Genomic DNA, 23763 nt, shown 5'->3' on the forward strand with positions numbered 1-23763 from the left:
ATGGATGCTTGGTCCCGTAGTCTCGAGCGCCTCGAAGCGGAGTTCCCGCCGGAAGACGTTCATACCTGGTTGAAGCCGCTGCAGGCCGATCTGCGCGTGGACAGCCTGGTGCTGTATGCACCGAATGCCTTCATCGTCGACCAGGTCCGCGAGCTGTACCTGGCCCGGATCCGCGAACTGCTGGCCCATTTCGCCGGTTTCAGCGACGTTTTTCTTGAAATCGGCTCGCGCCCGCGTCCCGTGGAGGCGCAGAACGCGCCGGTTTCCACGCCGTCGGCGCATGTGTCCAGCGAACCGCAGGTGCCGTTTGCCGGCAACCTGGACAATCACTACACGTTCGCCAACTTCGTCGAAGGCCGCAGCAACCAGCTGGGCCTGGCCGCCGCCTTCCAGGCAGCGCAGAAGCCGGGCGACCGCGCGCACAACCCGCTGCTGCTGTACGGAGGCACCGGCCTGGGCAAGACCCACCTGATGTTCGCCGCCGGCAACGCCATGCGCCAGGCCAATCCGGGTGCGAAGGTGCTGTACCTGCGTTCGGAACAGTTCTTCAGCGCGATGATCCGGGCCCTGCAGGAAAAGACCATGGATCAGTTCAAGCGCCAGTTCCAGCAGGTGGACGCGCTGCTGATCGATGACATCCAGTTCTTCGCCGGCAAGGACCGCACCCAGGAAGAGTTCTTCCACACCTTCAACGCGTTGTTCGATGGCAAGCAGCAGATCATCCTGACCTGCGACCGCTATCCGCGCGAAGTCGAGGGCCTGGAAGCGCGCCTGAAATCGCGGCTTGCCTGGGGTCTGTCGGTCGCGATCGAACCGCCGGACTTCGAGACCCGCGCCGCGATCGTGCTGGCCAAGGCACGCGAACGCGGTGCCGAGATTCCCGATGATGTTGCGTTCCTGATCGCCAAGAAGATGCGCTCCAACGTGCGCGACCTCGAAGGTGCGCTCAATACCCTGACCGCCCGCGCCAATTTCACCGGCCGCGCGATCACCACCGAATTCGCCCAGGAAACCCTGCGCGACCTGCTGCGCGCCCAGCAGCAGGCGATCAGCATTCCCAACATCCAGAAAACCGTCGCCGACTACTACGGCCTGCAGATCAAGGATCTGCTGTCGAAGCGTCGGACCCGCTCGCTGGCCCGCCCGCGCCAGGTCGCCATGGCCCTGACCAAGGAACTGACCGAGCACAGCCTGCCCGAGATCGGCGATGCCTTTGCCGGTCGCGATCACACCACGGTGCTGCATGCCTGCCGCCAGATCCGGACCCTGATGGAAACCGACGGCAAGCTCCGCGAGGACTGGGACAAGCTGATCCGGAAGCTGAGCGAATGATGCACGGATGCCGATGAGGCGTCATCGCACAAAACGGTGCAGAATCCGGTAGCAAGCGCGGGACACGTTGTGGATAAAAATGGCGTTTGAAATGGCGCCAGATCTATCCACAGCTTTCCCCACCCCCTGGGGGTCGGTAATACAGAGGGTTTCGATGCCTGAAACTCTTTTATTTACAAAGACTTAGCATTGTTTTCCAGCGATTCTGTCTCTACCAGCACCACCAAGCTTTTGATTTATTCCACATTTTTTAAAGCATAGGGGCACGGAACCACATGCGTTTCACACTGCAGCGCGAAGCCTTTCTCAAGCCGTTGGCACAGGTCGTCAACGTGGTCGAACGCCGCCAGACCCTTCCGGTTCTGGCCAATTTCCTGGTCCAGGTGCAGAACGGCCAGCTGTCGCTGACCGGTACCGACCTGGAAGTGGAGATGGTGTCGCGGATCGCGGTTGAAGATGCCCAGGACGGCGAAACCACCATCCCCGCCCGCAAGCTGTTCGAGATCATCCGTGCTCTGCCCGACGGCAGCCGGATCACCGTCTCGCAGACCGGTGACAAGATCACCGTGCAGGCCGGCCGCAGCCGCTTCACCCTGGCCACCCTGCCCTCCAACGACTTCCCGTCGGTTGACGAAGTGGAAGCCACCGAGCGCGTGGCCATCGGCGAAGCGACCCTGAAGGAACTGATCGAGCGCACCGCGTTCGCGATGGCCCAGCAGGACGTGCGCTACTACCTCAACGGCCTGCTGTTCGATCTGCGCGGCGATGCGCTGCGTACCGTCGCCACCGACGGCCACCGCCTGGCGCTGTGTGAAACCGACCTGGCCAAGCCCAGTGGTTCCAAGCGCCAGATCATCGTGCCGCGCAAGGGCGTGACCGAACTGCAGCGCCTGCTGGAGAGCGGCGATCGCGAGATCGAGCTGGAAGTCGGCCGCAGCCACGTCCGCGTCAAGCGCGACGATGTCACCTTCACCTCGAAGCTGATCGACGGCCGTTTCCCGGATTACGAAGCGGTGATTCCGATCGGTGCCGACCGCGAAGTGAAGGTTGATCGCGAAGCACTGCGTGCCTCGCTGCAGCGTGCCGCAATCCTGTCCAACGAGAAGTACCGCGGCATCCGCGTGGAAGTCTCGCCGGGCAACCTGAAGATCAGCGCGCACAACCCGGAACAGGAAGAAGCCCAGGAAGAGATCGAAGCCGACACCACGGTCAGCGATCTGGCCATCGGCTTCAACGTGAACTACCTGCTGGACGCCCTTTCCGCCCTGCGCGACGAGGAAGTCATCATCCAGCTGCGCGACTCCAACTCCTCGGCGCTGGTGCGTGAATCCAGCAGCGAGAAGTCGCGCCATGTGGTGATGCCGCTGCGTCTCTGACAGCAGGCTGTTCCACGTGGAACCGAACGACGCCCGGGATCTTCCCGGGCGTTTTTTTTTGCAGGTTCCACGTGGAGCATCGCGATGGCCGGATCTCCTGGTATGGGTGAATGGCTTCCTTGAGATTGCTGGTTGCCGATTGATCCTGGCTGCCCTTCCGATGCAATCGGTGCTGAGCGATTGGAATCCAGGTTGTGAGCGTGAGCGCTGTCCAGCCGCTTTCGATCGAGTATGTCGTTCTGGGTCTTCAGACTGATGCACGTTCCCCGAACTTGCCGGAGGGGTGAAGCAGATCGTGGGTCGCAACGCTGCGGTTGCTTCATCTGCAGACGCCACTGTCCACAGGTCTCGTTGGGGTCGGATCTGGGCCGGCCTAGCTTCTAAATCTGGGTATAAATCTAAAGCATGGTGGTGATGGTAGGCCCAGATTTCGTGGAGAAATGCATTATCTATTTGATTTTGAAGAGATTTATGCACCTGAAACCCCCTGTATAGAGGCCCCTCAGGCTGGGGGGGAACCTGTGGATAGTTTCGCAGGTCGGGCAAAAGGGCTTTTTTATCCACAGTTTGCCCATACCTTGTGTATAAGTCATACAGACCTGCTGTGGACAGTGTGAAACGGCGGACTCGAATTCCTTGAAATCTGTGGAACCCTCCAGGGCATCGCATCGTAGATTTCAAGAAATCTGCGCGGTGTTCGCGCAAACCACCGTCGGGGCACCTGGCGATGCTCGCAGAATGAGGCTGAAATCGCTGAAATCTGAGGGCCGGTACCCTGTGCCGCCGCTCAGAATTCAAGGATTCCCGGGCGTATCCAGACCCAGGCGAGCCCACGTGAGGGAGCGCCACCACGTGGAACACGCGTAGGGTCGCCAGACGGAAGCTTCAGCACAGTGGCGATGTTTGGGGCGGCACGGCTGGCTTGACCGATGCAGTAAGCTGATGGATTCCCTGCCCCTCTACCGCCTTGTGCGGATGGTCTTTCGCGCCCCATGCAGATCCGCCGCCTCGCCTTGCATCAACTGCGTCGTTTCAGTGCGGTGGACCTGTCGCCCCAGCCGGGATTGAACCTGCTGACCGGCGACAACGGTGCTGGCAAGACCAGCGTGCTCGAAGCCCTGCACTTGATGGCCTATGGCCGCAGCTTCCGTGGCCGGGTGCGCGACGGTCTGGTACGCCAGGGCCAGGAAGCTCTGGAAATCTTCGTGGAATGGGACGAACAGCGTGCCCATCACCCGCCCCACCGCCGAAAAGCCGGCCTGCGCCACAGTGGTCAGGACTGGAAGGGGCGACTGGACGGCGAGGATGTCGCACAGCTGGGTAATCTCTGCGCAGCGCTGGCCGTGGTGACGTTCGAGCCCGGGAGCCATGCACTGGTCAGTGGTGGTGGTGAACCCCGCCGCCGCTTCCTCGATTGGGGCTTGTTCCACGTGGAACCGGATTTTCTGTCCCTGTGGCGTCGCTACTCCCGGGCGCTGAAGCAGCGCAATGCCCTGCTCAAGCAGGGCGGGCCGTCGCGGATGCTCGATACCTGGGATCACGAGCTGGCCGAGGCAGGAGAACCACTGACCAGCCGCCGCCAGCACTACCTGGAGCGTCTGCAGCAGCGCACGGTCGCCTTGGCCGCCAGCCTCGCTCCACAGCTCGGTATCCAGGGATTGGAGCTGAGCCCCGGTTGGCGGCGGCACGAGCTTCCCTTGGCCGATGCCCTGCTTCTGGCCCGGGAACGTGACCGGCAGGCCGGGTATACCTCGGTGGGCCCGCACCGCGCGGACTGGAGTGTGGATTTCCACAGCATTCCAGGTCGTGATGCGCTGTCCCGCGGCCAGGCCAAGCTGACGGCGTTGGCGTGCCTGTTGGCACAGGCGGAGGACTATGCGGAACAGCGAGGCGAATGGCCGGTGATCGCATTGGACGATCTGGCCTCGGAGCTGGATCGCACCCATCAGGCGCGGGTACTGGAGCGCCTGCTCAATGGGCCGGCACAGATCTTCATCACCGCCACCGAAACCCCGGCGGCGCTGCAGGAACTGACCCACATCGCCCGGTTCCACGTGGAACATGCACAGATCGTGGCTGTGCCATAGTGGGCACACCAGGGCCGCTCGACCCCGGCTGGTATAATTCGGGTTGGAATCCTTTCATTCTCGGCGCATCGCCCCAAGCGGTGCCCGACCTGCGGAGCCTACGGCAAGCGCAATGAGCGACGAACAGAACACCCCGGCAAACAACGGCAATTACGACGCCAACAGCATTACCGCCCTGGAAGGCCTGGAGGCTGTCCGCAAGCGTCCCGGCATGTACATCGGCGACGTGCATGACGGCACCGGTCTGCACCACATGGTGTTCGAGGTCGTCGACAACTCGATCGACGAAGCGTTGGCCGGCCACGCCGACCACGTTGCAGTGACGATCCACGCCGACGGCTCGGTCTCGGTGTCCGACAACGGCCGTGGTATTCCGACCGGCAAGCACGAGCAGATGAGCGCCAAGCTCGGTCGCGAAGTGTCTGCGGCCGAAGTGGTCATGACCGTCCTGCACGCAGGCGGCAAGTTCGACGACAACAGCTACAAGGTTTCGGGCGGCCTGCACGGCGTCGGCGTCAGCGTGGTCAACGCGCTGTCGCAGAAGCTGCTGGTGGACGTGTTCCAGAATGGCTCCCACTACCAGCAGGAATTCAGCAACGGCGCAGCCGTGACTGCGCTGGCCAAGCTGGAAGCCACCACCAAGCGCGGTACCACCGTGCGCTTCTGGCCGTCGACCGTCGCCTTCCACGACAACGTGGAATTCCACTACGACATCCTGGCCCGCCGCCTGCGCGAGCTGTCGTTCCTGAACTCCGGCGTCAAGATCGTCCTTGCCGACGAGCGTGGCGATGGCCGTCGCGATGACTTCCACTACGAAGGCGGCATCCGCAGCTTCGTGGAGCATCTGGCCCAGCTGAAGACCCCGCTGCACCCGAACGTCATTTCAGTCACCGGCGAGCACAACGGCATCGTCGTGGACGTGGCGCTGCAGTGGACCGACTCCTACCAGGAGACGATGTACTGCTTCACCAACAACATTCCGCAGAAGGACGGCGGTACCCACCTGGCCGGTTTCCGCGGTGCGCTGACCCGTGTGCTCAACAACTACATCGAGCAGAACGGCATCGCCAAGCAGGCCAAGATCAACCTGACCGGCGATGACATGCGCGAAGGCATGATCGCAGTGCTGTCGGTGAAGGTGCCGGACCCGAGCTTCTCCAGCCAGACCAAGGAAAAGCTGGTCAGCTCCGACGTGCGCCCGGCGGTGGAAAATGCCTTCGGTGCGCGCCTGGAAGAGTTCCTGCAGGAAAACCCGAACGAAGCCAAGGCGATCGCCGGCAAGATCGTCGATGCCGCACGTGCACGTGAAGCCGCGCGCAAGGCCCGCGACCTGACCCGCCGCAAGGGCGCGCTGGACATCGCGGGCCTGCCGGGCAAGCTGGCCGACTGCCAGGAAAAGGATCCGGCGCTGTCCGAACTGTTCATCGTCGAGGGTGACTCGGCAGGTGGTTCGGCCAAGCAGGGCCGCAACCGCAAGAACCAGGCGGTGCTGCCGCTGCGCGGCAAGATCCTCAACGTGGAACGCGCGCGTTTCGATCGCATGCTGTCCTCCGACCAGGTGGGTACGCTGATCACCGCGCTGGGCACCGGCATCGGCCGTGACGAGTACAACCCGGACAAGCTGCGTTACCACAAGATCATCATCATGACCGACGCCGACGTCGACGGCGCCCACATCCGCACCCTGCTGCTGACGTTCTTCTACCGTCAGATGCCGGAGCTGATCGAGCGCGGTTACGTCTACATCGGCCTGCCGCCGCTGTACAAGATCAAGCAGGGCAAGCAGGAGCTGTACCTGAAGGACGACCCGGCGCTGGACAGCTACCTGGCCAGCAGCGCAGTGGAAAACGCTGCACTGGTGCCGGCCACCGGCGAGCCCGGCATCGAAGGCCTGGCGCTGGAGAAGCTGCTGCTGGCCTACGCGGCGGCGCTGGATTCGATCGAGCGCAACGCACACCGCTACGACCGCAACCTGCTTGAAGCGCTGGTCGACTTCGTCCCGATGGACCTGGAAAGCCTGCGCGCTGCCGGCGAAGGCGAGGGCCTGGATGCACTGGCCAAGCGTCTCAACCAGGGCAGCCTGGGCAGCCCGCGTTTCACGCTGGAACTGCAGGACGCCAACGATGAGCGCCCGGCCGCTGTGCTGGTGACCCGTCGCCACATGGGCGAACAGCACATCCAGGTGCTGCCGATGTCGGCCTTCGAAAGCGGAGAACTGCGCGCGATCCACCAGGCATCGAAGCTGCTGCACGGTCTGGTCCGCGAAGGCGCGACCATTTCCCGCGGTGCCAAGTCGATCGAAGTCGACAGCTTTGCCAAGGCACAGAACTGGCTGCTCGAGGAGGCCAAGCGCGGCCGCCAGATCCAGCGATTCAAGGGTCTGGGTGAAATGAATCCGGAGCAGTTGTGGGACACTACGGTGAATCCGGAAACCCGTCGACTGCTGCAGGTGCGCATCGAAGATGCTGTCGCTGCCGACCAGATTTTCAGCACGCTGATGGGCGATGTCGTCGAACCGCGTCGCGACTTCATCGAAGACAACGCGCTGAAGGTCGCAAACCTGGATATCTGACACAATCGGGACACGGCCGGTGCGCGGGGAGGCGCGCCGGCCTTCGACTCTTGAACGCAGGTACCTGATGTCCGCATCCGCCCCGGTTTCCGCTCCGCCCCCGGTTCCGCCGGCTTCTGCCGCGCCGCGTGCCGTTTCGCCGTTGGCGGGGTTTTTCATCGACCTGGGTATCGCCGCTGTCACCCTGTTCGGCCTGAGCCTGATCAGCGGCCTGCTATGGGGCCTGTACCGTGGCGTGGTGGTTGGTTACGCGAACGCGCAGGCCGGCGCTGGCGCCCCCGACCCCAGTTCGGTAGCGGCATCACTGGGCCAGCCGGGCGCGCTTGCGCAGATTCTCATGGCGCTGTTTGCCACCGGCGGCGCCGCGCTGCTGCTGTACTTCTGGCGACGGCCGGCCAATGCCGCCGAGCGCCACGCGTCGCGCCAGGCGCTGCGCCGTCCCTCCACCTGGGGCTGGACCCTGCTGGTGGCGACCCTGATCGTGCTCGGCAGCAATGGCATCGCCTTCCTGGCCAAGCAGTTCGGCATCGAGCCGGTTCCCACCAATCTGGCGCTGATGCAGAGCGCGATCGCGCGCTTCCCGTTGTTCCTGGTGCTGTTCGCGGTGGTACTGGCACCGGCCTACGAGGAGCTGCTGTTCCGCCGCGTGCTGTTTGGCCGCCTGTGGAAGGCCGGGCGCCCGTGGCTGGGCGTGGTACTGAGCAGCCTTGCTTTCGCCCTGATCCATGAAATCCCTGGCACCAGTGCCAACGGCCCGGCCGAGATCGCGCAGCTGTGGCTGGTCTATGGCGGCATGGGTGCCGCGTTCTGCTGGTTGTACCAGCGCACCGGCACGCTCTGGGCCGCGATCACCGCGCACGCGCTGAACAACGGCGTGGCGCTTGCCGCGCTTGTGTTCTTCGGGGCAACGTAGCGCCGTGTCCGCTTGACGAAAGATTAAGCCGCTACGCTACACACTGCGCATATGAACACGGGGGTGGATCCATGAAACAACTGCTGCTGGCCCTTGTCATCACCACCCTGGTCAGCGCCTGCGCGACCACGACCTCTCCTACCGGCCGTCGGCAGATGGTGGGCGGGGTGTCGCAGGCGCAGCTGGACCAGCTCGGCGCACAGGCGTTCGCCGAAACCAAGCAGAAGGAAAAGATCAGCACCGACGGCCGCCAGAACGGTTACGTGCAGTGCGTGGTCAACGCCCTGGTCGCGCAGCTGCCGCCTCAATACCGTGGCGTACGGTGGGAGACGGCCGTGTTCGTCGACAAGGAGCCCAACGCCTTCGCCCTGCCCGGTGGCAAGGTCGGCGTGAACACCGGCATCTTCACCGTCGCCAAGAACCAGGATCAGCTGGCTGCCGTAATCGGCCATGAAATCGGCCACGTCATCGCCCGCCACCACGAAGAGCGCATCACCCGGCAGATGGGTGCGCAGACCGGGCTGGCCGTGCTCGGTGCGCTGGCCGGCGCGGCCTACGGAGAAGGCGCTGCCAGCACCGTCAACCAGCTCGGGGGCATGGGCGCGCAGACCGCCTTCCTGCTGCCCGGTTCACGGACCCAGGAAAGCGAGGCCGACGTGATCGGCCAGCGACTGATGGCCCAGGCCGGTTTCAACCCGGCGCAGGCGGTCGACCTGTGGCAGAACATGATGGCCGCCAGTGGCGGCCGCAGCCCGCAATGGCTGTCCACCCACCCCGATCCAGCCAACCGTATCCAGGAACTGCGACGCGATGCACCGGGACTGACGCCGGTCTATCAGCAGGCGCAGGCGGCCGGGCTGCGGCCAAAGTGCGGATGAGTGCGCAGTTCTATGCTGTATTGCAGCACATAAAACGATTTCTCACGCCATCTGTTTCTGATACGTTTGGCGGCTCAGATTTTTCTGACAGTCCGACTTTGCCGCTATCCGGCGGTTCGATCGAGGTGAACGATGATTTTCCGTAACCACAAAGCTGTGCTTTCCGTCCTCGTCGCGACCGCCCTGACCGGCGCCGTGGTCACCGATGCCTTCGCGCAGTCCTCGCGTTCCTCCGAGCGTGGCAACCGCGGCGGCAAGCAGGCCAAGGCCGAAGCGCTGTACCCGAACGCGACCCGCGAGGAGCCGACCGTCAAGGCATCGGCCAAGCTGGGCAGCAAGCTGCAGAAGATGATCGACAGCTACAACAAGGAAAAGTTCCCGGAGACGCGCACGCAGGCCGACGCGATCCTGGCTGACAGCGCCGCGAACGAGTACGACAAGTCGCTGGCCGCGCAGCTGGCCTCGCAGGCCGCCTACCAGACCGACGACACCCCGGCTGCCGTGGCCTACCTGAAGCAGGTCCTGCAGTTCAACGGCCTGGACAACAACGGGCACTTCCAGTCGATGCTGATGCTGGGCCAGCTGCAGCTGCAGGAAGACCAGACCGCCGAAGGCCTGGCGACCCTGGACAAGTACTTCGCCGAGAGCAAGTCGACCAAGCCGGAAGAGCTGATCGCCAAGGGCCAGGCGCTGTACCAGCTGGAGCGCTACCAGGAAGCGATCCCGGTGCTGAAGCAGGCCATCGCCGGCGCCACCGAACCGAAGGACAACTGGAACCAGCTGCTGATGGCGGCCCTCTCCGAAGCCGGCCAGTCCGGTGAAGCGGTGAAGGAAGCCGAGGCACTGGCCGCCAAGAACCCGAATGACAAGAAGGCCCAGCTGAACCTGGCCAGCATGTACATGCAGGCCGACCAGATGGACAAGGCGGCTGCGGTGATGGACAAGCTGCGCAGCAGCGGCCAGCTCACCGAAGAGCGCGAGTACAAGCAGCTGTACTCGATCTATGCCAACACCGAACACAAGGAAAAGGACGTCATCGCGGTCATCAACGAAGGGTTGCAGAAGGGCATCCTGAAGCCGGATTACCAGGTCTACCTGGCGCTGGCCCAGTCCTACTACTACTCCGACCAGGTGCCGCAGGCGATCGATGCGTGGCAGAAGGCTGCCCCGCTGTCCAAGGACGGTGAGACCTACCTGAACCTGGCACGCGTCCTGCATGCCGAAGGTCGCATCCCGGAGGCCAAGCAGGCCGCCCAGCAGGCGCTGGCGAAGGGTGTGAAGAACCAGGCTGATGCAAAAAAAATCATCAACCTGAAGTAAGTAGGAATAACGCCTGAATGCCTGCTCAGTTGATGCGCAGGCGCTCAGGATTGGTATAAGCTTGGAGGTTCCTGCGGTGTCATGCACCGCTGATCAGGGATTCCGCCCCCGGCATCCCGGCCCCACTATTGAGCTCTTGGCGCATGACGGAACAACTAGTCGTTCACCGGTACGAACAACCCGATGACAAGGGGCTGAGCTGGCCTCGCATCGTCGGCATCGCGTTTGTAATTGCCCTGCATCTGGCCGCGTTCATGATGCTCCTGATCCCCGCCGTGGCTCCCAAGGCCGTGGCTGAGAAGGAGCGCAACGTCATGGTGACCATCGTCGACGCGCCGCCGCCGCCCCCACCGCCGCCGCCGCCGCCGCCGCCGCAGGATACTCCGCCACCGCCGGTGAAGAATCTGTCGCCGCCGAAGCCGTCGCCGGTCCCGCCGCCGCCGCAGGCGCCGGTCGTGGACGTGCCGGAACCGCGTCCGAACGATATCGTCACCCCGCCGTCGCCGCCCGCGCCGCCGGCTCCGCCGACCTCGATCGAGGCCAGCGTGGATATCTCCTCGAAGGCCATGAATCCGCCGCGTTACCCGCCGGCAGCCTTCCGCGCGGGTATCCAGGGCGAAGTGATCCTGATCATTGATGTCGATGCCAACGGCAACGTCACCAATGTCACGGTGGAAAAGTCCAGCCGTAACCGCGACCTGGACCGTGCTGCGATGGAAGCAGCTCGCAAGTGGCGCTTCAACGCCGCTGAATCTGGCGGTAAGAAGGCGGCAGGTCGCGTTCGCGTCCCGGTCAACTTTGCGCTGAACTGATGCGTCCGGGTGGCCACCTGGCCACCCCCGCTCCCAGTTCGATTGTTTAGCTTAGCTACACCCTTTATCACCACACACAACAAAGGTAAGCGTCATGCTGCAGGAAATTTTCATCGCCGCTGCTGCCGGGGGCAATCCGTCCAACGCCCTGTCGCAGATGGGCTTCGAGCACCTGATCCACGAAATGACCACCAAGCCGGGTGATTTCGCGGTTTCCTGGGTCGTGCTGCTGACCCTGGTCATCATGTCGGCCATGTCCTGGTACTGGACCGTCATCAACATCTTCCGCGCCACCCGCCTGAAGAGCGCCGCTGATCGCGTCGTCAGCCTGTTCTGGGACACCCCGAACGCGCAGGACGCCATCCGTGCGATGGAAGAACAGCCGGCTTCCGAGCCGTTCTCGAAGATCGCCCTGGACGCTGCCCAGGCAGCTGCCCACCACCAGCGCGCTGAAGGCGGTGCTACCGGCGGCGTCGGTGAGAACCTGAGCCGTTCGGAGTTCGTCGACCGCGCTCTGCGTCAGGCGGTCACCCGCGAAAGCAACAAGCTGCAGTCGGGCATGACCCTGCTGGCCACCGTCGGTGCAACTGCTCCGTTCGTCGGTCTGCTGGGTACCGTGTGGGGCATCTACGGCGCGCTGATCAAGATCGGTGCCACCGGCTCCGCTTCGATCGACGCCGTTGCCGGCCCGGTGGGTGAAGCGCTGATCATGACCGCGATCGGTCTGTTCGTCGCGATCCCGGCCGTGTTCGCCTTCAACTTCTTCAGCAAGATCAACAGCGCGACCATCAGCAAGTTCGATACCTTCGCGCACGACCTGCACGACTTCTTCGCCACCGGCTCGCGCGTCCGCTAATTGCGGCGCGCGTCACCCAGCGACGAACGTAAGTAGTCACCAAGATCTAGACGGAGCCCGTTATGGCTTTCAGTAGTGGTAACAGCGGCGGCCCCATGGCCGACATCAACGTTACGCCCCTCGTGGACGTGATGCTGGTGCTGCTGATCATCTTCATCATCACGGCGCCCCTGATGTCCCACAAGGTCAAGGTGGATCTGCCGGAAGCCAACCTGATCCAGAAGCCGGAAGATGCTGAAAAGCGTTCCGGACCGATCACCCTGGCAGTCAAGGAAGACGGCTCGATCTACTGGAACGACGAAGAAATCAACAAGCAGACTCTCGAGTCGCGCTTGGCGACCGCCGCCCAGCAGACCCCGCAGCCGCCGCTGAACCTGCGTGGTGACCGCACCACCAAGATGCGCGTCATCAACGACCTGACCAAGGTCGCGCAGGAGCAGGGCATGCTGGACGTCGGCTTCGTCGCGACCAAAGAAAAGGGGCAATAAGCCATGGCATTCAGTAGTGGTGGTGGCAAGGGCCCCATGGCAGACATCAACGTCACGCCCCTCGTGGACGTGATGCTGGTTCTGCTGATCATCTTCATCGTGACCGCGCCGATCATGACGTACCCGATCGCCGTGGACCTGCCGCAGCGCGTGCTCAACCCACCGCCGCAGCTGGTCGAACCGCCGCCGCCGATCGAACTGAAGATCGACGCCAGCAACCAGGTCTCGTGGAACAACAGCCCGATCAATACCAGCGAGCTGCAGCAGCGGATGGAGCAGGAGGTCCAGCGTGACCCGACCAACCAGCCGGAGCTGCGCATCGACGCCAGCCCGGATTCCGAGTACGACGTGATGGCCAAGGTTCTGGCCGCCGCGAAGAATGCTCAGATGAAGAAGATCGGTTTTGTGCAGCAGTAAACGCTACACCGCAACACAACAGTCATGACGCGACTGCAGACGCCCCTGGAAACAGGGGCGTCTTTTTTTGTGCCTGCGGGGCCCGTCGGGGTCAGATCCCTTTCCCGCAGGAAAGGGATCTGACCCCATCAGGGAGCACGCGCCCGCTATGATCGGCGGATGCTCGCCCTCTTCGACTCCCTGCGCCATTGGCTCGACGGCATCGCCCACCTTGGCACGATCCTGGCGGTCGCCTATCTGCTGTACCTGTTCGCGCTGGCGGGCTGGATCATGCTGCAGAAGCGCGAGCCAGTGGCCACGCTGAGCTGGATCCTGTCACTGGCGCTGCTGCCCTATCTGGGCCTGTTCATCTACTACCTGCTGGGCCCGCAGAAGGTGAAGCGGCAGCGCCTGCGTCGTGGGCGTGCGCGCTCGGGCATGGAGCATTACAGCGACGTCTGCCCGCCCGATGCCGACTGCACTGAGCTGGCCAAGATCGCCCAGGCCACCACCGGGCTGGCGCCGAGCAGCGCCACCGAAGTCACCTGGCTGGTAGACGGCGCGGCAACCTACGCGGCCCTGCTGGACGCCATCGCGCAGAGCCGCGATCACGTCCACCTGGAGTACTACATCTTCAACCCCGACCACGCCGGCACCGCCCTGCGCGACGCGTTGGTGGAACGTGCGCGGGCCGGCGTGCAGGTGCGCCTGCTGCTCGACGCGGTAGGTTCGTCGGCCCTGCCCCGGCGCTTCCTGCAGCCGCTGCTCGACGCCGGTGGCGAAGCGATCTGGTTCCACCCACGGCAGCTGCTGAAGCCGTTCAAGCGCCCGTGGTTGAACCTGCGCACGCATCGCAAGCTGGTGATCATCGATGGCCGCCTCGCCTTCACCGGTGGCATCAACATCACCGACGACGAGGATGAAAGCCGCAGGGCGGATGCCTACCGCGACCTGCACATGCGCATCCGCGGCCACGTCGTGCGCAGCCTGCAGCTGGTGTTCGCCGAGGACTGGCTCTACGCCAGTGGACAGGATCCCTCGCGGATGGACATCGCGCGTCTGTGGCCAGCCGACATGCCGCTGCGCGGCGATGGTGCGATCAACGCCCAGGTGCTGGTCTCCGGCCCGGACTCGGGCTGGGAAACGATCCATCGCCTGCATGTGGCGGCGATCCAGGAAGCGCACGAGCGCGTCTGGCTGGTCACGCCCTACTTCGTGCCGGGCGAAGCGGCGCGGATGGCACTGACCTCGGCCGCGCTGGGCGGGCTGGACGTGCGCCTGCTGGTGCCGAAGATGAGCGATTCCTGGTTCGTCACCCAGGCCGCCCGCTCCTACTTCGACGAGCTGCTGCATGCCGGAGTGAAGATCTACGAGTACGGCCCGCGCATGCTGCATACCAAGGCCTTCATCGCCGATGACGACGTCTGCATTGTCGGCAGTGCCAACTTCGATCACCGCAGCTTCCGGCTGAACTTCGAGCTGTCGATGATGATCAGCGACCGTGACCGGGTGGCTGCGCTGGCCGAACTGCTGCAGGGCGAATTCGACCGTTCCACGCGGGTGCACGACCAGGCCGGTCGTTCGCTGTGGCTGCACCGCCTGCCCGAGGCCTTCGCCCGGCTGGCCTCGCCGCTGCTCTGACGCAGCGCTACACTGCGCCGATCATCCGGGGAGCCCGACTATGTACTGGTTGTACCTGCTGCTGGCGCTGGGCTGTTTCGCCTTCGCGCTGAAGACCCCCAGCCCCGGGCTGATGACCCTGTGCCTGCTGGCCGCCCTCGCCTTCCTGCTGGCCTGGGTACGCGGCCGCTATGTGGCCCGTTTCGGTGATCCACAGCGCGATCCGTCCACACTGGTCGATGCCGAAGAACTGCGCCGCCTGCGCGAACAGGCCCAGGCCCGCCGGGGTGATGACCCCAACGATCACGATCCATCCCCTCTTTCCAAGTAGTTTCGTTCCATGACCCAGCTCAGCGTCAACGTCAACAAGATCGCCGTCCTGCGCAATTCGCGCGGCGGTGCCGAACCGGACGTGGTACGCGCCGCCCAGGCCTGCCTGGATGCCGGCGCGCATGGCATCACCGTGCATCCGCGACCGGACCGCCGTCATATCACCGCCGAGGACGTGCTGGCCCTGTCCACGCTGACCCGTGCCCGTGGCGTCGAATTCAACATCGAAGGCAACCCGTTTGCACCGCCCCGCGAGGGCTACCCCGGCCTGCTGCCCTTGTGCGCGCAGACCCGCCCGGCGCAGGCCACCCTGGTACCGGATGGCGATGGGCAGATCACGTCCGACCACGGTTTCGACTTCGAGCGCGATGCCGAGCGGTTGCGCCCATTGATCACCGAACTGAAAGCGATGGGTTGCCGGGTCAGCCTGTTCGTCGATGCCGGCAACCCGTTGCTGGAGCAGGCGGCCGAAGTGGGTGCGGACCGCATCGAGCTGTATACCGGGCCCTATGCGGAGGCGCATGCGGCTGGTGATGCTGACGCGATGCTGGCGCTGTTCGCCACTGCCGCACGCCGTGCACAGGCCGTTGGCCTGGGCGTGAACGCCGGCCACGATCTGTCGCAGGACAACCTGCGCGATTTCCTGGCCAACGTGCCGGACGTGCTGGAGGTATCGATCGGCCACGCGCTGATCGGTGAGGCGCTGTACGACGGCCTGGATGCCACCGTGCGCGGGTACCTGGCGTTGCTCTGACCGCTCTCCTGTAGCGTTGAGCCATGCTCGACGCAGCACCGCGCTGAACCCTTCAGGCAGCCGTCGCAGCCATTGAGACGGCTGCGGCGTAACCTGCCGCAATGGGTATCGCGATCAAGGGCCGAGGTTCCACGTCCCACCTTGCCGGGCGCTTTGAAAGCACCGTCAGCGAGGCGGTGGACGACGGCTGGGCGGTCGATGAGAGCGAGGAATTCCTCGCCCCACGTCTGCGCACTGAAGTACGTGCCGAGACCGCACGCAGCATCATCAGCCGCAACACCTCACCGGACGTCGGCTTCAGCCAATCGGTGAATCCGTACCGCGGTTGTGAGCATGGCTGCTCCTACTGCTTCGCGCGCCCCTCGCACGCCTATCTGAACCTGTCGCCAGGCCTGGACTTCGAGACCAAGCTGTTCGCCAAGACCAATGCGCCGCAACTGCTGCGCAGGGAGCTGTCGAAGCCGGGCTACGTGCCGCAGCCGATCGCGCTGGGCATCAACACCGACGCGTATCAGCCGATCGAGCGCAAGTTCAAGCTGACCCGCCAACTGATCGAAGTGATGCTGGAGACCAAGCATCCTTTCTCGCTGATCACCAAGAACGCACTGGTCGAGCGCGATATCGACCTGCTTGCACCGCTGGCGGCGGAGAACCTGGTCAGCGTGCATTTCTCGGTTACCTCGCTGGACCCGCACCTCTCCGCGAAGCTGGAACCGCGCGCATCGGCGCCGCACGCACGGCTGCGCGCGATGAAGCGCCTGCATGACGCCGGCATTCCGGTGGGCGTGATGGTGGCGCCGGTGATTCCGTGGATCAACGACAGCGAACTGGAAGCGGTGCTGGAGGCCGCACACGACGCAGGTGCGAGCACCGCCGGTTATGTGCTGCTGCGCCTGCCTCTGGAAGTGGCGCCGCTGTTCCGCGAGTGGCTGGACACCCATCATCCAGATCGCGCCGCACATGTGATGAGTACCATCCAGCAGTTGCGCGGCGGCAAGGACTACGACAGCCAGTTCGGCACGCGCATGCGGGGCCAGGGCGTGTATGCCGATCTGTTGAACAACCGCTTCAAGCTGGCGCGAAAGCGTCTCGGCTTCAATGCGCAGAACAGCCATTGGCCGAAGCTGGATTGCAGCCGGTTCCAGAAGCCGCTGCCGCCGAAGAAGGATTCGCCACAGGGTTCGTTGTTCTGAGTAGAGTCGAGCTTGCTCGACTGGAGACGTAAAGGCAGTCGAGCAAGCTCGACTCTACCCCCCAAACAACTTCTGCGCACTCTGGAACAGGATCCAGCTGGTCGCGATGAACTTGTCCCCACCCTGCGGCCGATTGCCACGATGGGTGTGGGTGAACGCCGTCGGCGCAATCAGCAGGCTGCCGGTGCGCGGCGCGATCTTCCGCCCCTGGAACAGGAACTCGGTTTCGCCCTCTTCGAAGTCGTCGTTGAGGTACAGCGTCCACAGCACATGCCGGTGCAGGGTCTCGGCCTGCGCATCCTTCGGGTACAACTCGCAGTGCCAGTACGGGTAGCCGCCCTCGCCTGCCGCATACCACTGCAGGTTGATCGCGCCCGGGCGCAGGCAGGTGCGGGCCAGATCGGCCAGCTGCTGCTGCGGCATGTCGGGGAAGTCCTCGGCAGACAGGCGTCGCGGTTGGCCGTTGCTGTCCTGGACCTGCAACATCAGCGGCGCGATCAACGCCTGTGGATAACGGCGTAGATAAGTCAGCAGGCCATTGAATACCGCGATCTGCAGCTGCTGTTCGACATCCTGCCAGCCGTCCAGGCCACTGATGCGCAGATCCTTGCTGTGCTTGAGTTCCGGGAACACGCCACTGCCCACCGCACCGGGCTGCAGGCCACGCGTAGCGCGCAGGCGCTCAACGATGGCCGCGCAGACCTCGCTGGGGACGGCATTGTGGATGACTTCGATGAAATCGACCGGGCCCTGCTCGTGCATGCGTGCATTCCTTAGGCGGCAACGGCTTGATGGTGCCGTTTGCCGCCCTCGGTGTCACCCCACGGTCATGTCATCGAACTGCCATGACCGCTGTCAGGCGATAGGCCGTCAGCCCTGCGCGTCGTCGTGCGCGTGATGGTAGCGCACGGCTTCAGCCACTTCCTCGCGCGAACCCAGGAACACCGGCACGCGCTGGTGCAGCTGGTCGGGCTGGATGTCGAGGATGCGCTCGCGGCCGGTCCAGGCAGCGCCACCGGCCTGTTCGACCAGTAGGCCCATCGGGTTGGCTTCGTACATCAGGCGCAGCTTGCCGGCCTTGGACGGATCCTTCTTGTCCCACGGGTAGATGAAGATGCCGCCGCGGGTCAGGATGCGATGCACGTCGGCGACCATGCTGGCGATCCATCGCATGTTGAAGTTCTTGCCGCGCGCGCCTTCCTTGCCCGCCAGCAGATCACCGACATAGGCCTGCATCGGCGCTTCCCAGTGACGCTGGTTGGACATGTTGATGGCGAATTCCTGGGTGGCCGCCGGAATCTGCATGTTCTCGGTGGTCAGCACGAACTCGCCCTTCTCGCGGTCCAGGGTGAAGGCATGGGTACCGTGGCCGACGGTCAGCACCAGCTGGGTGCTGGGCCCGTAGATGCAGTAGCCGGCGGCAATCTGCTTGCTGCCCGGCTGCAGGAAGGCGTCATCGCCCGGCAGTTCGACGTTGGTCGGGCAGCGCAGCACCGAGAAGATGGTGCCAACGGAGACGTTGACGTCGATGTTGGAGCTGCCATCGAGGGGATCGAACAGCAGCAGGAAATCGCCGCGCGGATAGATATCCGGCACCGGCTGGCTGTGGTCCATTTCCTCCGAGGCGCAGGCGGCGAGGTGGCCGCCCCAGGCGTTGGCTTCGAGCAGGATCTCGTTGCTGATCACATCCAGCTTCTTCTGCGCTTCCCCCTGCACGTTGCCGGTACCGGCGTCGCCGAGCACGCCACCGAGGGCGCCCTTGCTGACGGCGATGGAGATGCTGGTGCAGGCGCGGGCGACGACCGCGATCAGCTGGCGCAGGTCGGCATTGATGCGGCCGGCGTGCTGTTCCTGGATCAGGAAGCGGGTCAACGAAGTACGGGACATGGTCGGGCAGGTCTCGGCAGCGGGAAAACGCCTATTGTCGCCCGTATGGCGGGGCCGTGCGTGAGCGCGGGAAGGCGTAATCGTTTCCAGATGCGTTGCGCTGTCGGCGCACTCCTTCATGGAGGCGCAGGGCGAGGCACACCGTGACCAGGACACGCCGTAAACCCCCCTCCGGGGTCCGGCCCAGCCGCTGGCGGCAGGCCGTTCGGGCGCTTGCGAAGAAGTGCTTCGCAGGCAAAGCGCCCTCACCCATGGGGGCTCGATCGGCGCATCTATGCGCCTCACGGTCCTGGCCACGGTGTGCGTCGCCGCGCGCTTCAGGGTTCGCCGCGAGCGCGGTGGGATGGCAAGAGCAAGAGCAAAAAACAAAGGCGCCTTTCGGCGCCTTTGTCTTCAAACCACTGGAGCGTTGTTTCAGCCCTTGGCGACGGTGGCCACGGCCTTGGCGACGTATTCCAGGTTGTTCTGGTTCAGCGCGGCCACGCAGATGCGGCCGGTGCCGACGGCGTAGATGCCGAACTCGTCGCGCAGGCGCTCGACCTGCTCACGGCTCAGGCCGGAGTAGGAGAACATGCCGGCCTGCTCGTTGATGAAACCGAACTGCGGCGCGCCAGCGGCAGCCAGCTTCTCCACCAGGCCCTGGCGCAGGGCGTGGATGCGCTCGCGCATCTCGGTCAGCTCCTGCTCCCACATCGCACGCAGTTCCGGGTTGGTCAGCACGCCGGCCACCAGCGCGGCACCGTGGGTGGACGGGCTGGAGTAGATGGTGCGGATCACGCGCTTGACCTGCGATTGCACGGCCTTGGCGTCAGCGGCGGTCGGCGCCACCATCGACAGCGCACCCACGCGTTCGCCGTATAGCGAGAACGACTTGGAGTACGAGTTGGCGACGATGAAGCTGTCGATGCCGGCTTCGGCGATGATGCGCACGGCGGCGCCGTCCTGCTCGATGCCCTTGTCGAAGCCCTGGTAGGCCATGTCGATGAAGGGGAACAGCTGCTTGTCCTTCAGCAGCTGCGCGACCTGCTTCCACTGGGTGACCGTGAGGTCGGCACCGGTGGGGTTGTGGCAGCAGGCGTGCAGCAGCACCACGGTGCCGGCGTCCAGCTTGCCCAGGTCGGCCAGCATGCCGTCGAAATCGACGCCATGGGTGGCCGGGTCGAAGTAGGTGTAATCCAGCACGTCGAAACCGGCGGCGCTGAACACCGCACGGTGGTTTTCCCAGCTCGGGTTGCTCAGCGCAACGGTGGCGTGCGGCAGCAGCTTCTTCAGCACATCGGCGCCGACACGCAGCGCACCGCTGCCACCGACGGTCTGTGCGGTGGTGACGCGGCCGGCGGCCAGCAGCGGCGAGTCCTTGCCGAACACCAGCTCACGCGTCGCCTGCGTGTACGCCGGCAGGCCATCGATCGGCAGGTAGCCGCGCGGTTTGGCCTCGTTGGCGAGCTGCTGCTCGATCTGCTTGACGGCGCGCAGCAGCGGAATGCGGCCGCTCTCGTCGTAGTAGATGCCCACACCCAGGTTGACCTTGGTCGGGCGGCTGTCGGCGTTGTACGCCTCGGTCAGGCCCAGGATCGGGTCGCCTGGGACCAGTTCCACGTTTGCAAAGAAGGACACGGCGGTACTCGTTCGGTAGACGGAAAGGGGGAGGAATTGCGCCACGCGGTCTGCGGCTTTTCGGCCGGAAACAGCCCATCGTAACAAAGCCTGCCGGGGCTGGCCGCCGCCATCGTCATCCGCAGCCCCGTACCATGGCGTGCGTTGCCGCCCGATCCATCAACCTGAATCATGAATCCCGCCGCACGACGCCACTGCCTGCCGTTGTCCGCCCTGCTGCTGTCGCCACTGGCGGCCATGGCCGAGCCTGCGCCCACCGCCCTGCCTGCCGTGCAGGTGCAGGCGGCGCGGGTGCCGGGCATCGACCCGTTCGCGCTGCCGGCCAGCCAGGACACGGTCTGGATCGACGCCGGCCGGGCCGGCAACAGCGTGCAGTTGTCCGAGGCACTGGCCGGGGTGCCGGGACTGCTGGCGCGCGATCGGCAGAACTTCGCCCAGGATACGCAGCTGTCGATCCGTGGCTTCGGCGCGCGCTCGACCTTTGGGGTGCGCGGGGTGCGGGTGTTGATCGACGGGGTGCCGGCGACCATGCCTGATGGCCAGGGCCAGCTGTCGCATGCCAGCCTGTTGGGCGCCGAACGTATCGAGGTGCTGCGCGGGCCATTCTCGGCGCTGTACGGCAATTCCTCCGGCGGCGTGCTGCAGGTCTGGAGCGCGCAGGGCCAGGCCGGCGACCCGTGGCGGCTGCGCGTGAGCGCCGGCGCCGACAGCACGCTCAGTGTCGGCGCGCAGCTGAAGGGTGCCGGCCAAGCGCTGGACTACAACATCGCCGCCAATCACTTCCGCACCGAAGGATGGCGGGACCATAGCCGGGCGCGCCGTGAATCGCTCAACGCACGCATTGGTGGTGATCTGGGCGATGGACGGCTCGAGCTGCTGCTCAACGCGCTCGATGCCCCCGATGCGCAGGATCCGCTGGGCCTGAGCCGTTCCCAGGTGGCGGCCGATCCGCGCCAGGCCACGGCAGTGGCTCACCAGTACAACACCCGCAAATCGGTGCGCCAGCAGCAGGCTGGGTTGCGTTGGACCCGGGAAACGGGAGCGCAGCGCTGGCAATTGATGGGCTATGCCGGCCAGCGCGCGGTACGCCAGTACCTGCCGATTCCGCCGGCACCCCAGACCAACAGCCCGCTGCATGCCGGCGGCGTGATCGATCTGCAGGGCGGCTATGGCGGGCTGGACGCGCGCTGGGGCTGGCACGGTGATCTGGCCGGGCGACCGCTGGACCTGGTAGCCGGGCTCAGCGCCGACCGTCAGCGCCAGCACCGCACCGGCTACGAGAACTTCATCGGCAGCGCCCTGGGCGTGCGTGGGCGGCTGCGTCGTGACCAGATCGACGTCGTGCAGAACGTGGATCAGTTCGCCCAGGCCTGGTGGCAATGGAGCCCGCGTTGGTCGCTGCTGGCCGGGCTGCGCCACAGCGCCGTGCGATTCGAATCGAATGACCGCTACATCACCGGGCGCAATCCGGACGACAGCGGCCACCGTCGCTATCAGGCAACCACGCCGGTGGCAGGTGTCAGCTTCGAGGCCAGCCCGCAGTGGCGGCTGCACGCCGCCGTGGGCCGGGGCTTTGAGACGCCTACCTTCAATGAGCTGGGGTATCGCGCCGACGGCCAGGCGGGATTGGCACTGGATCTGGCGGCCGCGCGCAGCCGCAATCTGGAGATAGGCAGCAAATGGCACGCACAGGACGGAACCCAGCTTGATATCAGCCTGTTCCGCGCAGATGCCAACGATGAGCTGGCAGTTGCGAGCAACTCTGGTGGGCGCAGCACCTATCGCAACATCGGCCGCACCCGCCGCCAGGGTGTGGAACTGCAGTACCGACAGCCGCTGGCCGAGCAGTTGGAACTGCAGCTGGCATGGACATGGCTGCAGGCGCAGGTGCGCTCGCCGTACCTGACCTCGAACAGCGTGGTCGCCGCGGGCAGCCGCCTGCCTGGTGTGCCGCAGCAGCAGGCCTTCGCCAGGCTGCAGTGGACCCCTGCCGACTGGCAGTGGGCGCTGGAGGCCTCCGCCAGCAGCGATACCGTGGTCAACGACGTGGCCACCGAGCGTGCGCCCGGCTTTGCCCTGCTGCATCTGGAAGCCGGCCGTCGCTGGACGCTGCTGGGTGGCGAGCTGCGCGCCTTCGCCCGGCTGGAGAATGTGCTGGACCAGGCCTACATCGGCTCGGTGATCGTCAACGATGGCAATGGCCGCTTCTACGAGCCGGGACCGGGACGGCGGGCCAACATCGGCCTGCAATGGTCGTGGCGTTGAAGGGGTAGTGCCGGCCGCTGGCCGGCATCGCGCCGTGCAGGACGTCAGGAGGTTGCCGGCCAGCGGCCGGCACTACCGGTCAGTCGGGGGCCCTGGCCAGAATCGCGCTGTGCAGGACGTCAGGGGGTTGCCGGCCAGCGGCCGGCACTACCGTCAGTCGGGGGCCTTGGCCGGTACGAACGGCGAGGTCGGGTCGCTGGCCGGGAAGGTCTCCTCCAGCGCCTCATCCTGGTTGTCGCTGGCGCGCTGCTTGCGCTCACGCCGCTTGAGCGGGCTTTCCTGGCCGCCACGATGGCGGTCGCCGCCGTCCTTGCGGTCCAGCGCGGCCTGTTCAGACTCGTGCTTCACCGGCAGGTGGTCGTCACCGTGCTCGGCGTCGAAGAACGGTGCGCCGGTGCCGCGGTAGTCGGCGTTGTCGGCATCGCGCTTGCCGCGCTGCTCGCCGGGAATGGGCGGGTGGTTTTCCCGCAGCGGGTCTCGTGAGGTCTCTCGGCTCATGGTCTGGTACCTGCACTCGGGGGCTCCCACTACACCGCCCTGCAGGTAAAGCCGCTGCGAACCTGGCGTCATGAACATCTCGCTCACCCCCCGGTAACGGGACCGCGCGTATTCCTGCCCACCCGCCCCCGCTGCAGGAGCCGGCCATGCCCCGTCTTGAACGACCCGCACCGTCCGTGTTCAACGCCCTGCTTGATCCGCTCGGCCAGCGCACCGCGCAGCGCCGCACGCGTCGCCACGAGGATCCGCAGGCGGTGGCGCAGGACTACCTGCAGTACATGCTGAGCGATTACGAAGAGCGCCGTGGCCACAGCCACCGCAACTGGCGCGACCTCTGCCCGGTCTACGCCTTCGCGCTGACCACGCATGCCGCCGACTGGCCGCGCGGTGATGCCGCCGATACCTGCGAGGAACTGGCCGAGCATTGGGAGCAGATGCGCGGGCAGTCGCGGTTGAGCTGGTCGCAGGCGAGGCCGGTGGTGGAGGACGCCTGGCGCGCACTGGACCATATTCCGGCGGCGGCGGTGAAGCCGTTGCTGCAGTAGTGCCGGCCGCTGGCCGGCAACCCC

Annotated in this window: 21 protein-coding genes; 17 read left to right on the forward strand and 4 right to left on the reverse strand. The window is 65.1% G+C overall.

Annotation, left to right across the window (positions count from 1 at the left end; genetic code table 11):
• The 15 genes from dnaA to MG068_RS00075 all read left to right on the forward strand — a co-directional run bounded on the left by dnaA (window position 1) and on the right by MG068_RS00075 (window position 16927).
• Window positions 1-1332, forward strand: coding sequence for a chromosomal replication initiator protein DnaA (gene dnaA, locus MG068_RS00005; RefSeq protein WP_005411730.1), 1332 nt, complete (start codon window positions 1-3; stop codon window positions 1330-1332).
• Window positions 1333-1607: 275 nt separating this feature from the next.
• Window positions 1608-2708, forward strand: coding sequence for a DNA polymerase III subunit beta (gene dnaN / locus MG068_RS00010; protein WP_005411731.1), 1101 nt, complete (start codon window positions 1608-1610; stop codon window positions 2706-2708).
• Window positions 2709-3700: 992 nt separating this feature from the next.
• Window positions 3701-4795 carry a DNA replication/repair protein RecF gene (recF, locus tag MG068_RS00015; RefSeq protein ID WP_032128507.1) on the forward strand — a complete coding sequence of 365 codons (1095 nt, stop codon included), beginning with the start codon at window positions 3701-3703 and terminating at the stop codon, window positions 4793-4795.
• A 112-nt stretch (window positions 4796-4907) separates the two neighbouring features.
• Window positions 4908-7367, forward strand: a complete 2460-nt coding sequence (gyrB, locus tag MG068_RS00020; protein WP_032128508.1) for a DNA topoisomerase (ATP-hydrolyzing) subunit B — start codon at window positions 4908-4910, stop codon at window positions 7365-7367.
• Between the two features lie 67 nt (window positions 7368-7434).
• On the forward strand, window positions 7435-8280 hold the full coding sequence (locus MG068_RS00025) for a CPBP family intramembrane glutamic endopeptidase (RefSeq protein WP_107432540.1): 846 nt from the start codon (window positions 7435-7437) through the stop codon (window positions 8278-8280).
• A gap of 71 nt (window positions 8281-8351) precedes the next feature.
• Window positions 8352-9158 (forward strand): M48 family metallopeptidase, encoded by an 807-nt coding sequence (locus MG068_RS00030; protein ID WP_032128510.1) that lies wholly within the window; start codon window positions 8352-8354, stop codon window positions 9156-9158.
• A gap of 132 nt (window positions 9159-9290) precedes the next feature.
• Window positions 9291-10478 carry a tetratricopeptide repeat protein gene (locus tag MG068_RS00035; RefSeq protein WP_049420918.1) on the forward strand — a complete coding sequence of 396 codons (1188 nt, stop codon included), beginning with the start codon at window positions 9291-9293 and terminating at the stop codon, window positions 10476-10478.
• Between the two features lie 143 nt (window positions 10479-10621).
• A complete protein-coding gene (locus tag MG068_RS00040) occupies window positions 10622-11290 on the forward strand; it encodes an energy transducer TonB (protein ID WP_049420917.1) in 669 nt (222 codons plus the stop codon).
• Window positions 11291-11384: 94 nt separating this feature from the next.
• A complete protein-coding gene (gene exbB / locus MG068_RS00045) occupies window positions 11385-12146 on the forward strand; it encodes a TonB-system energizer ExbB (RefSeq protein ID WP_049420916.1) in 762 nt (253 codons plus the stop codon).
• Window positions 12147-12208: 62 nt separating this feature from the next.
• On the forward strand, window positions 12209-12634 hold the full coding sequence (locus MG068_RS00050) for an ExbD/TolR family protein (protein ID WP_005411739.1): 426 nt from the start codon (window positions 12209-12211) through the stop codon (window positions 12632-12634).
• Between the two features lie 3 nt (window positions 12635-12637).
• Window positions 12638-13051: an ExbD/TolR family protein gene (locus tag MG068_RS00055; protein ID WP_005411740.1), complete on the forward strand. Its 414-nt coding sequence runs from the start codon at window positions 12638-12640 to the stop codon at window positions 13049-13051.
• 159 nt (window positions 13052-13210) lie between these two features.
• On the forward strand, window positions 13211-14671 hold the full coding sequence (gene cls, locus MG068_RS00060) for a cardiolipin synthase (RefSeq protein WP_049420915.1): 1461 nt from the start codon (window positions 13211-13213) through the stop codon (window positions 14669-14671).
• A 40-nt stretch (window positions 14672-14711) separates the two neighbouring features.
• Window positions 14712-14981 (forward strand): hypothetical protein, encoded by a 270-nt coding sequence (locus MG068_RS00065; RefSeq protein WP_032129280.1) that lies wholly within the window; start codon window positions 14712-14714, stop codon window positions 14979-14981.
• 9 nt (window positions 14982-14990) lie between these two features.
• Complete coding sequence (locus MG068_RS00070; protein WP_032129279.1) at window positions 14991-15734, forward strand: pyridoxine 5'-phosphate synthase; 744 nt, start codon at window positions 14991-14993, stop codon at window positions 15732-15734.
• A gap of 101 nt (window positions 15735-15835) precedes the next feature.
• Window positions 15836-16927 carry a PA0069 family radical SAM protein gene (locus MG068_RS00075; RefSeq protein WP_132808663.1) on the forward strand — a complete coding sequence of 364 codons (1092 nt, stop codon included), beginning with the start codon at window positions 15836-15838 and terminating at the stop codon, window positions 16925-16927.
• A gap of 54 nt (window positions 16928-16981) precedes the next feature.
• On the opposite strand, the gene MG068_RS00080 is transcribed toward MG068_RS00075, so the two are convergent.
• The 3 genes from MG068_RS00080 to MG068_RS00090 form a co-directional block, all read right to left on the reverse strand.
• On the reverse strand, window positions 16982-17689 hold the full coding sequence (locus tag MG068_RS00080; RefSeq protein WP_132808665.1) for a 2OG-Fe(II) oxygenase: 708 nt from the start codon (window positions 17687-17689) through the stop codon (window positions 16982-16984).
• A gap of 108 nt (window positions 17690-17797) precedes the next feature.
• Window positions 17798-18814, reverse strand: coding sequence for a class 1 fructose-bisphosphatase (locus tag MG068_RS00085; protein ID WP_014035428.1), 1017 nt, complete (start codon window positions 18812-18814; stop codon window positions 17798-17800).
• A gap of 414 nt (window positions 18815-19228) precedes the next feature.
• On the reverse strand, window positions 19229-20431 hold the full coding sequence (locus tag MG068_RS00090; protein WP_071228662.1) for an amino acid aminotransferase: 1203 nt from the start codon (window positions 20429-20431) through the stop codon (window positions 19229-19231).
• 171 nt (window positions 20432-20602) lie between these two features.
• Between MG068_RS00090 and MG068_RS00095 the strand changes: the two genes are divergently transcribed.
• Window positions 20603-22696 carry a TonB-dependent receptor family protein gene (locus MG068_RS00095; RefSeq protein ID WP_132808667.1) on the forward strand — a complete coding sequence of 698 codons (2094 nt, stop codon included), beginning with the start codon at window positions 20603-20605 and terminating at the stop codon, window positions 22694-22696.
• Window positions 22697-22849: 153 nt separating this feature from the next.
• Here the strand turns inward: MG068_RS00095 and MG068_RS00100 are convergent, their stop codons facing one another.
• Window positions 22850-23194: a hypothetical protein gene (locus MG068_RS00100; protein ID WP_107432544.1), complete on the reverse strand. Its 345-nt coding sequence runs from the start codon at window positions 23192-23194 to the stop codon at window positions 22850-22852.
• A 146-nt stretch (window positions 23195-23340) separates the two neighbouring features.
• Here MG068_RS00100 and MG068_RS00105 point away from each other — a divergent pair, with 146 nt between their 5' ends.
• Complete coding sequence (locus MG068_RS00105; protein ID WP_107432545.1) at window positions 23341-23739, forward strand: hypothetical protein; 399 nt, start codon at window positions 23341-23343, stop codon at window positions 23737-23739.
• Window positions 23740-23763: the final 24 nt, after the last annotated feature.

It is taken from the genome of Stenotrophomonas sp. ASS1 (genome assembly GCF_004346925.1).
GTDB lineage: Bacteria > Pseudomonadota > Gammaproteobacteria > Xanthomonadales > Xanthomonadaceae > Stenotrophomonas > Stenotrophomonas maltophilia_A.

Coding starts and splice junctions, on each gene's coding strand:
- dnaA (WP_005411730.1), top strand. CDS start 1: ATGGATGCTTGGTCCCGTAGTCTCGAGCGCCTCGAAGCGGAGTTCCCG.
- dnaN (WP_005411731.1), top strand. CDS start 1,608: ATGCGTTTCACACTGCAGCGCGAAGCCTTTCTCAAGCCGTTGGCACAG.
- recF (WP_032128507.1), top strand. CDS start 3,701: ATGCAGATCCGCCGCCTCGCCTTGCATCAACTGCGTCGTTTCAGTGCG.
- gyrB (WP_032128508.1), top strand. CDS start 4,908: ATGAGCGACGAACAGAACACCCCGGCAAACAACGGCAATTACGACGCC.
- MG068_RS00025 (WP_107432540.1), top strand. CDS start 7,435: ATGTCCGCATCCGCCCCGGTTTCCGCTCCGCCCCCGGTTCCGCCGGCT.
- MG068_RS00030 (WP_032128510.1), top strand. CDS start 8,352: ATGAAACAACTGCTGCTGGCCCTTGTCATCACCACCCTGGTCAGCGCC.
- MG068_RS00035 (WP_049420918.1), top strand. CDS start 9,291: ATGATTTTCCGTAACCACAAAGCTGTGCTTTCCGTCCTCGTCGCGACC.
- MG068_RS00040 (WP_049420917.1), top strand. CDS start 10,622: ATGACGGAACAACTAGTCGTTCACCGGTACGAACAACCCGATGACAAG.
- exbB (WP_049420916.1), top strand. CDS start 11,385: ATGCTGCAGGAAATTTTCATCGCCGCTGCTGCCGGGGGCAATCCGTCC.
- MG068_RS00050 (WP_005411739.1), top strand. CDS start 12,209: ATGGCTTTCAGTAGTGGTAACAGCGGCGGCCCCATGGCCGACATCAAC.
- MG068_RS00055 (WP_005411740.1), top strand. CDS start 12,638: ATGGCATTCAGTAGTGGTGGTGGCAAGGGCCCCATGGCAGACATCAAC.
- cls (WP_049420915.1), top strand. CDS start 13,211: ATGCTCGCCCTCTTCGACTCCCTGCGCCATTGGCTCGACGGCATCGCC.
- MG068_RS00065 (WP_032129280.1), top strand. CDS start 14,712: ATGTACTGGTTGTACCTGCTGCTGGCGCTGGGCTGTTTCGCCTTCGCG.
- MG068_RS00070 (WP_032129279.1), top strand. CDS start 14,991: ATGACCCAGCTCAGCGTCAACGTCAACAAGATCGCCGTCCTGCGCAAT.
- MG068_RS00075 (WP_132808663.1), top strand. CDS start 15,836: ATGGGTATCGCGATCAAGGGCCGAGGTTCCACGTCCCACCTTGCCGGG.
- MG068_RS00080 (WP_132808665.1), bottom strand. CDS start 17,689: ATGCACGAGCAGGGCCCGGTCGATTTCATCGAAGTCATCCACAATGCC.
- MG068_RS00085 (WP_014035428.1), bottom strand. CDS start 18,814: ATGTCCCGTACTTCGTTGACCCGCTTCCTGATCCAGGAACAGCACGCC.
- MG068_RS00095 (WP_132808667.1), top strand. CDS start 20,603: ATGAATCCCGCCGCACGACGCCACTGCCTGCCGTTGTCCGCCCTGCTG.
- MG068_RS00100 (WP_107432544.1), bottom strand. CDS start 23,194: ATGAGCCGAGAGACCTCACGAGACCCGCTGCGGGAAAACCACCCGCCC.
- MG068_RS00105 (WP_107432545.1), top strand. CDS start 23,341: ATGCCCCGTCTTGAACGACCCGCACCGTCCGTGTTCAACGCCCTGCTT.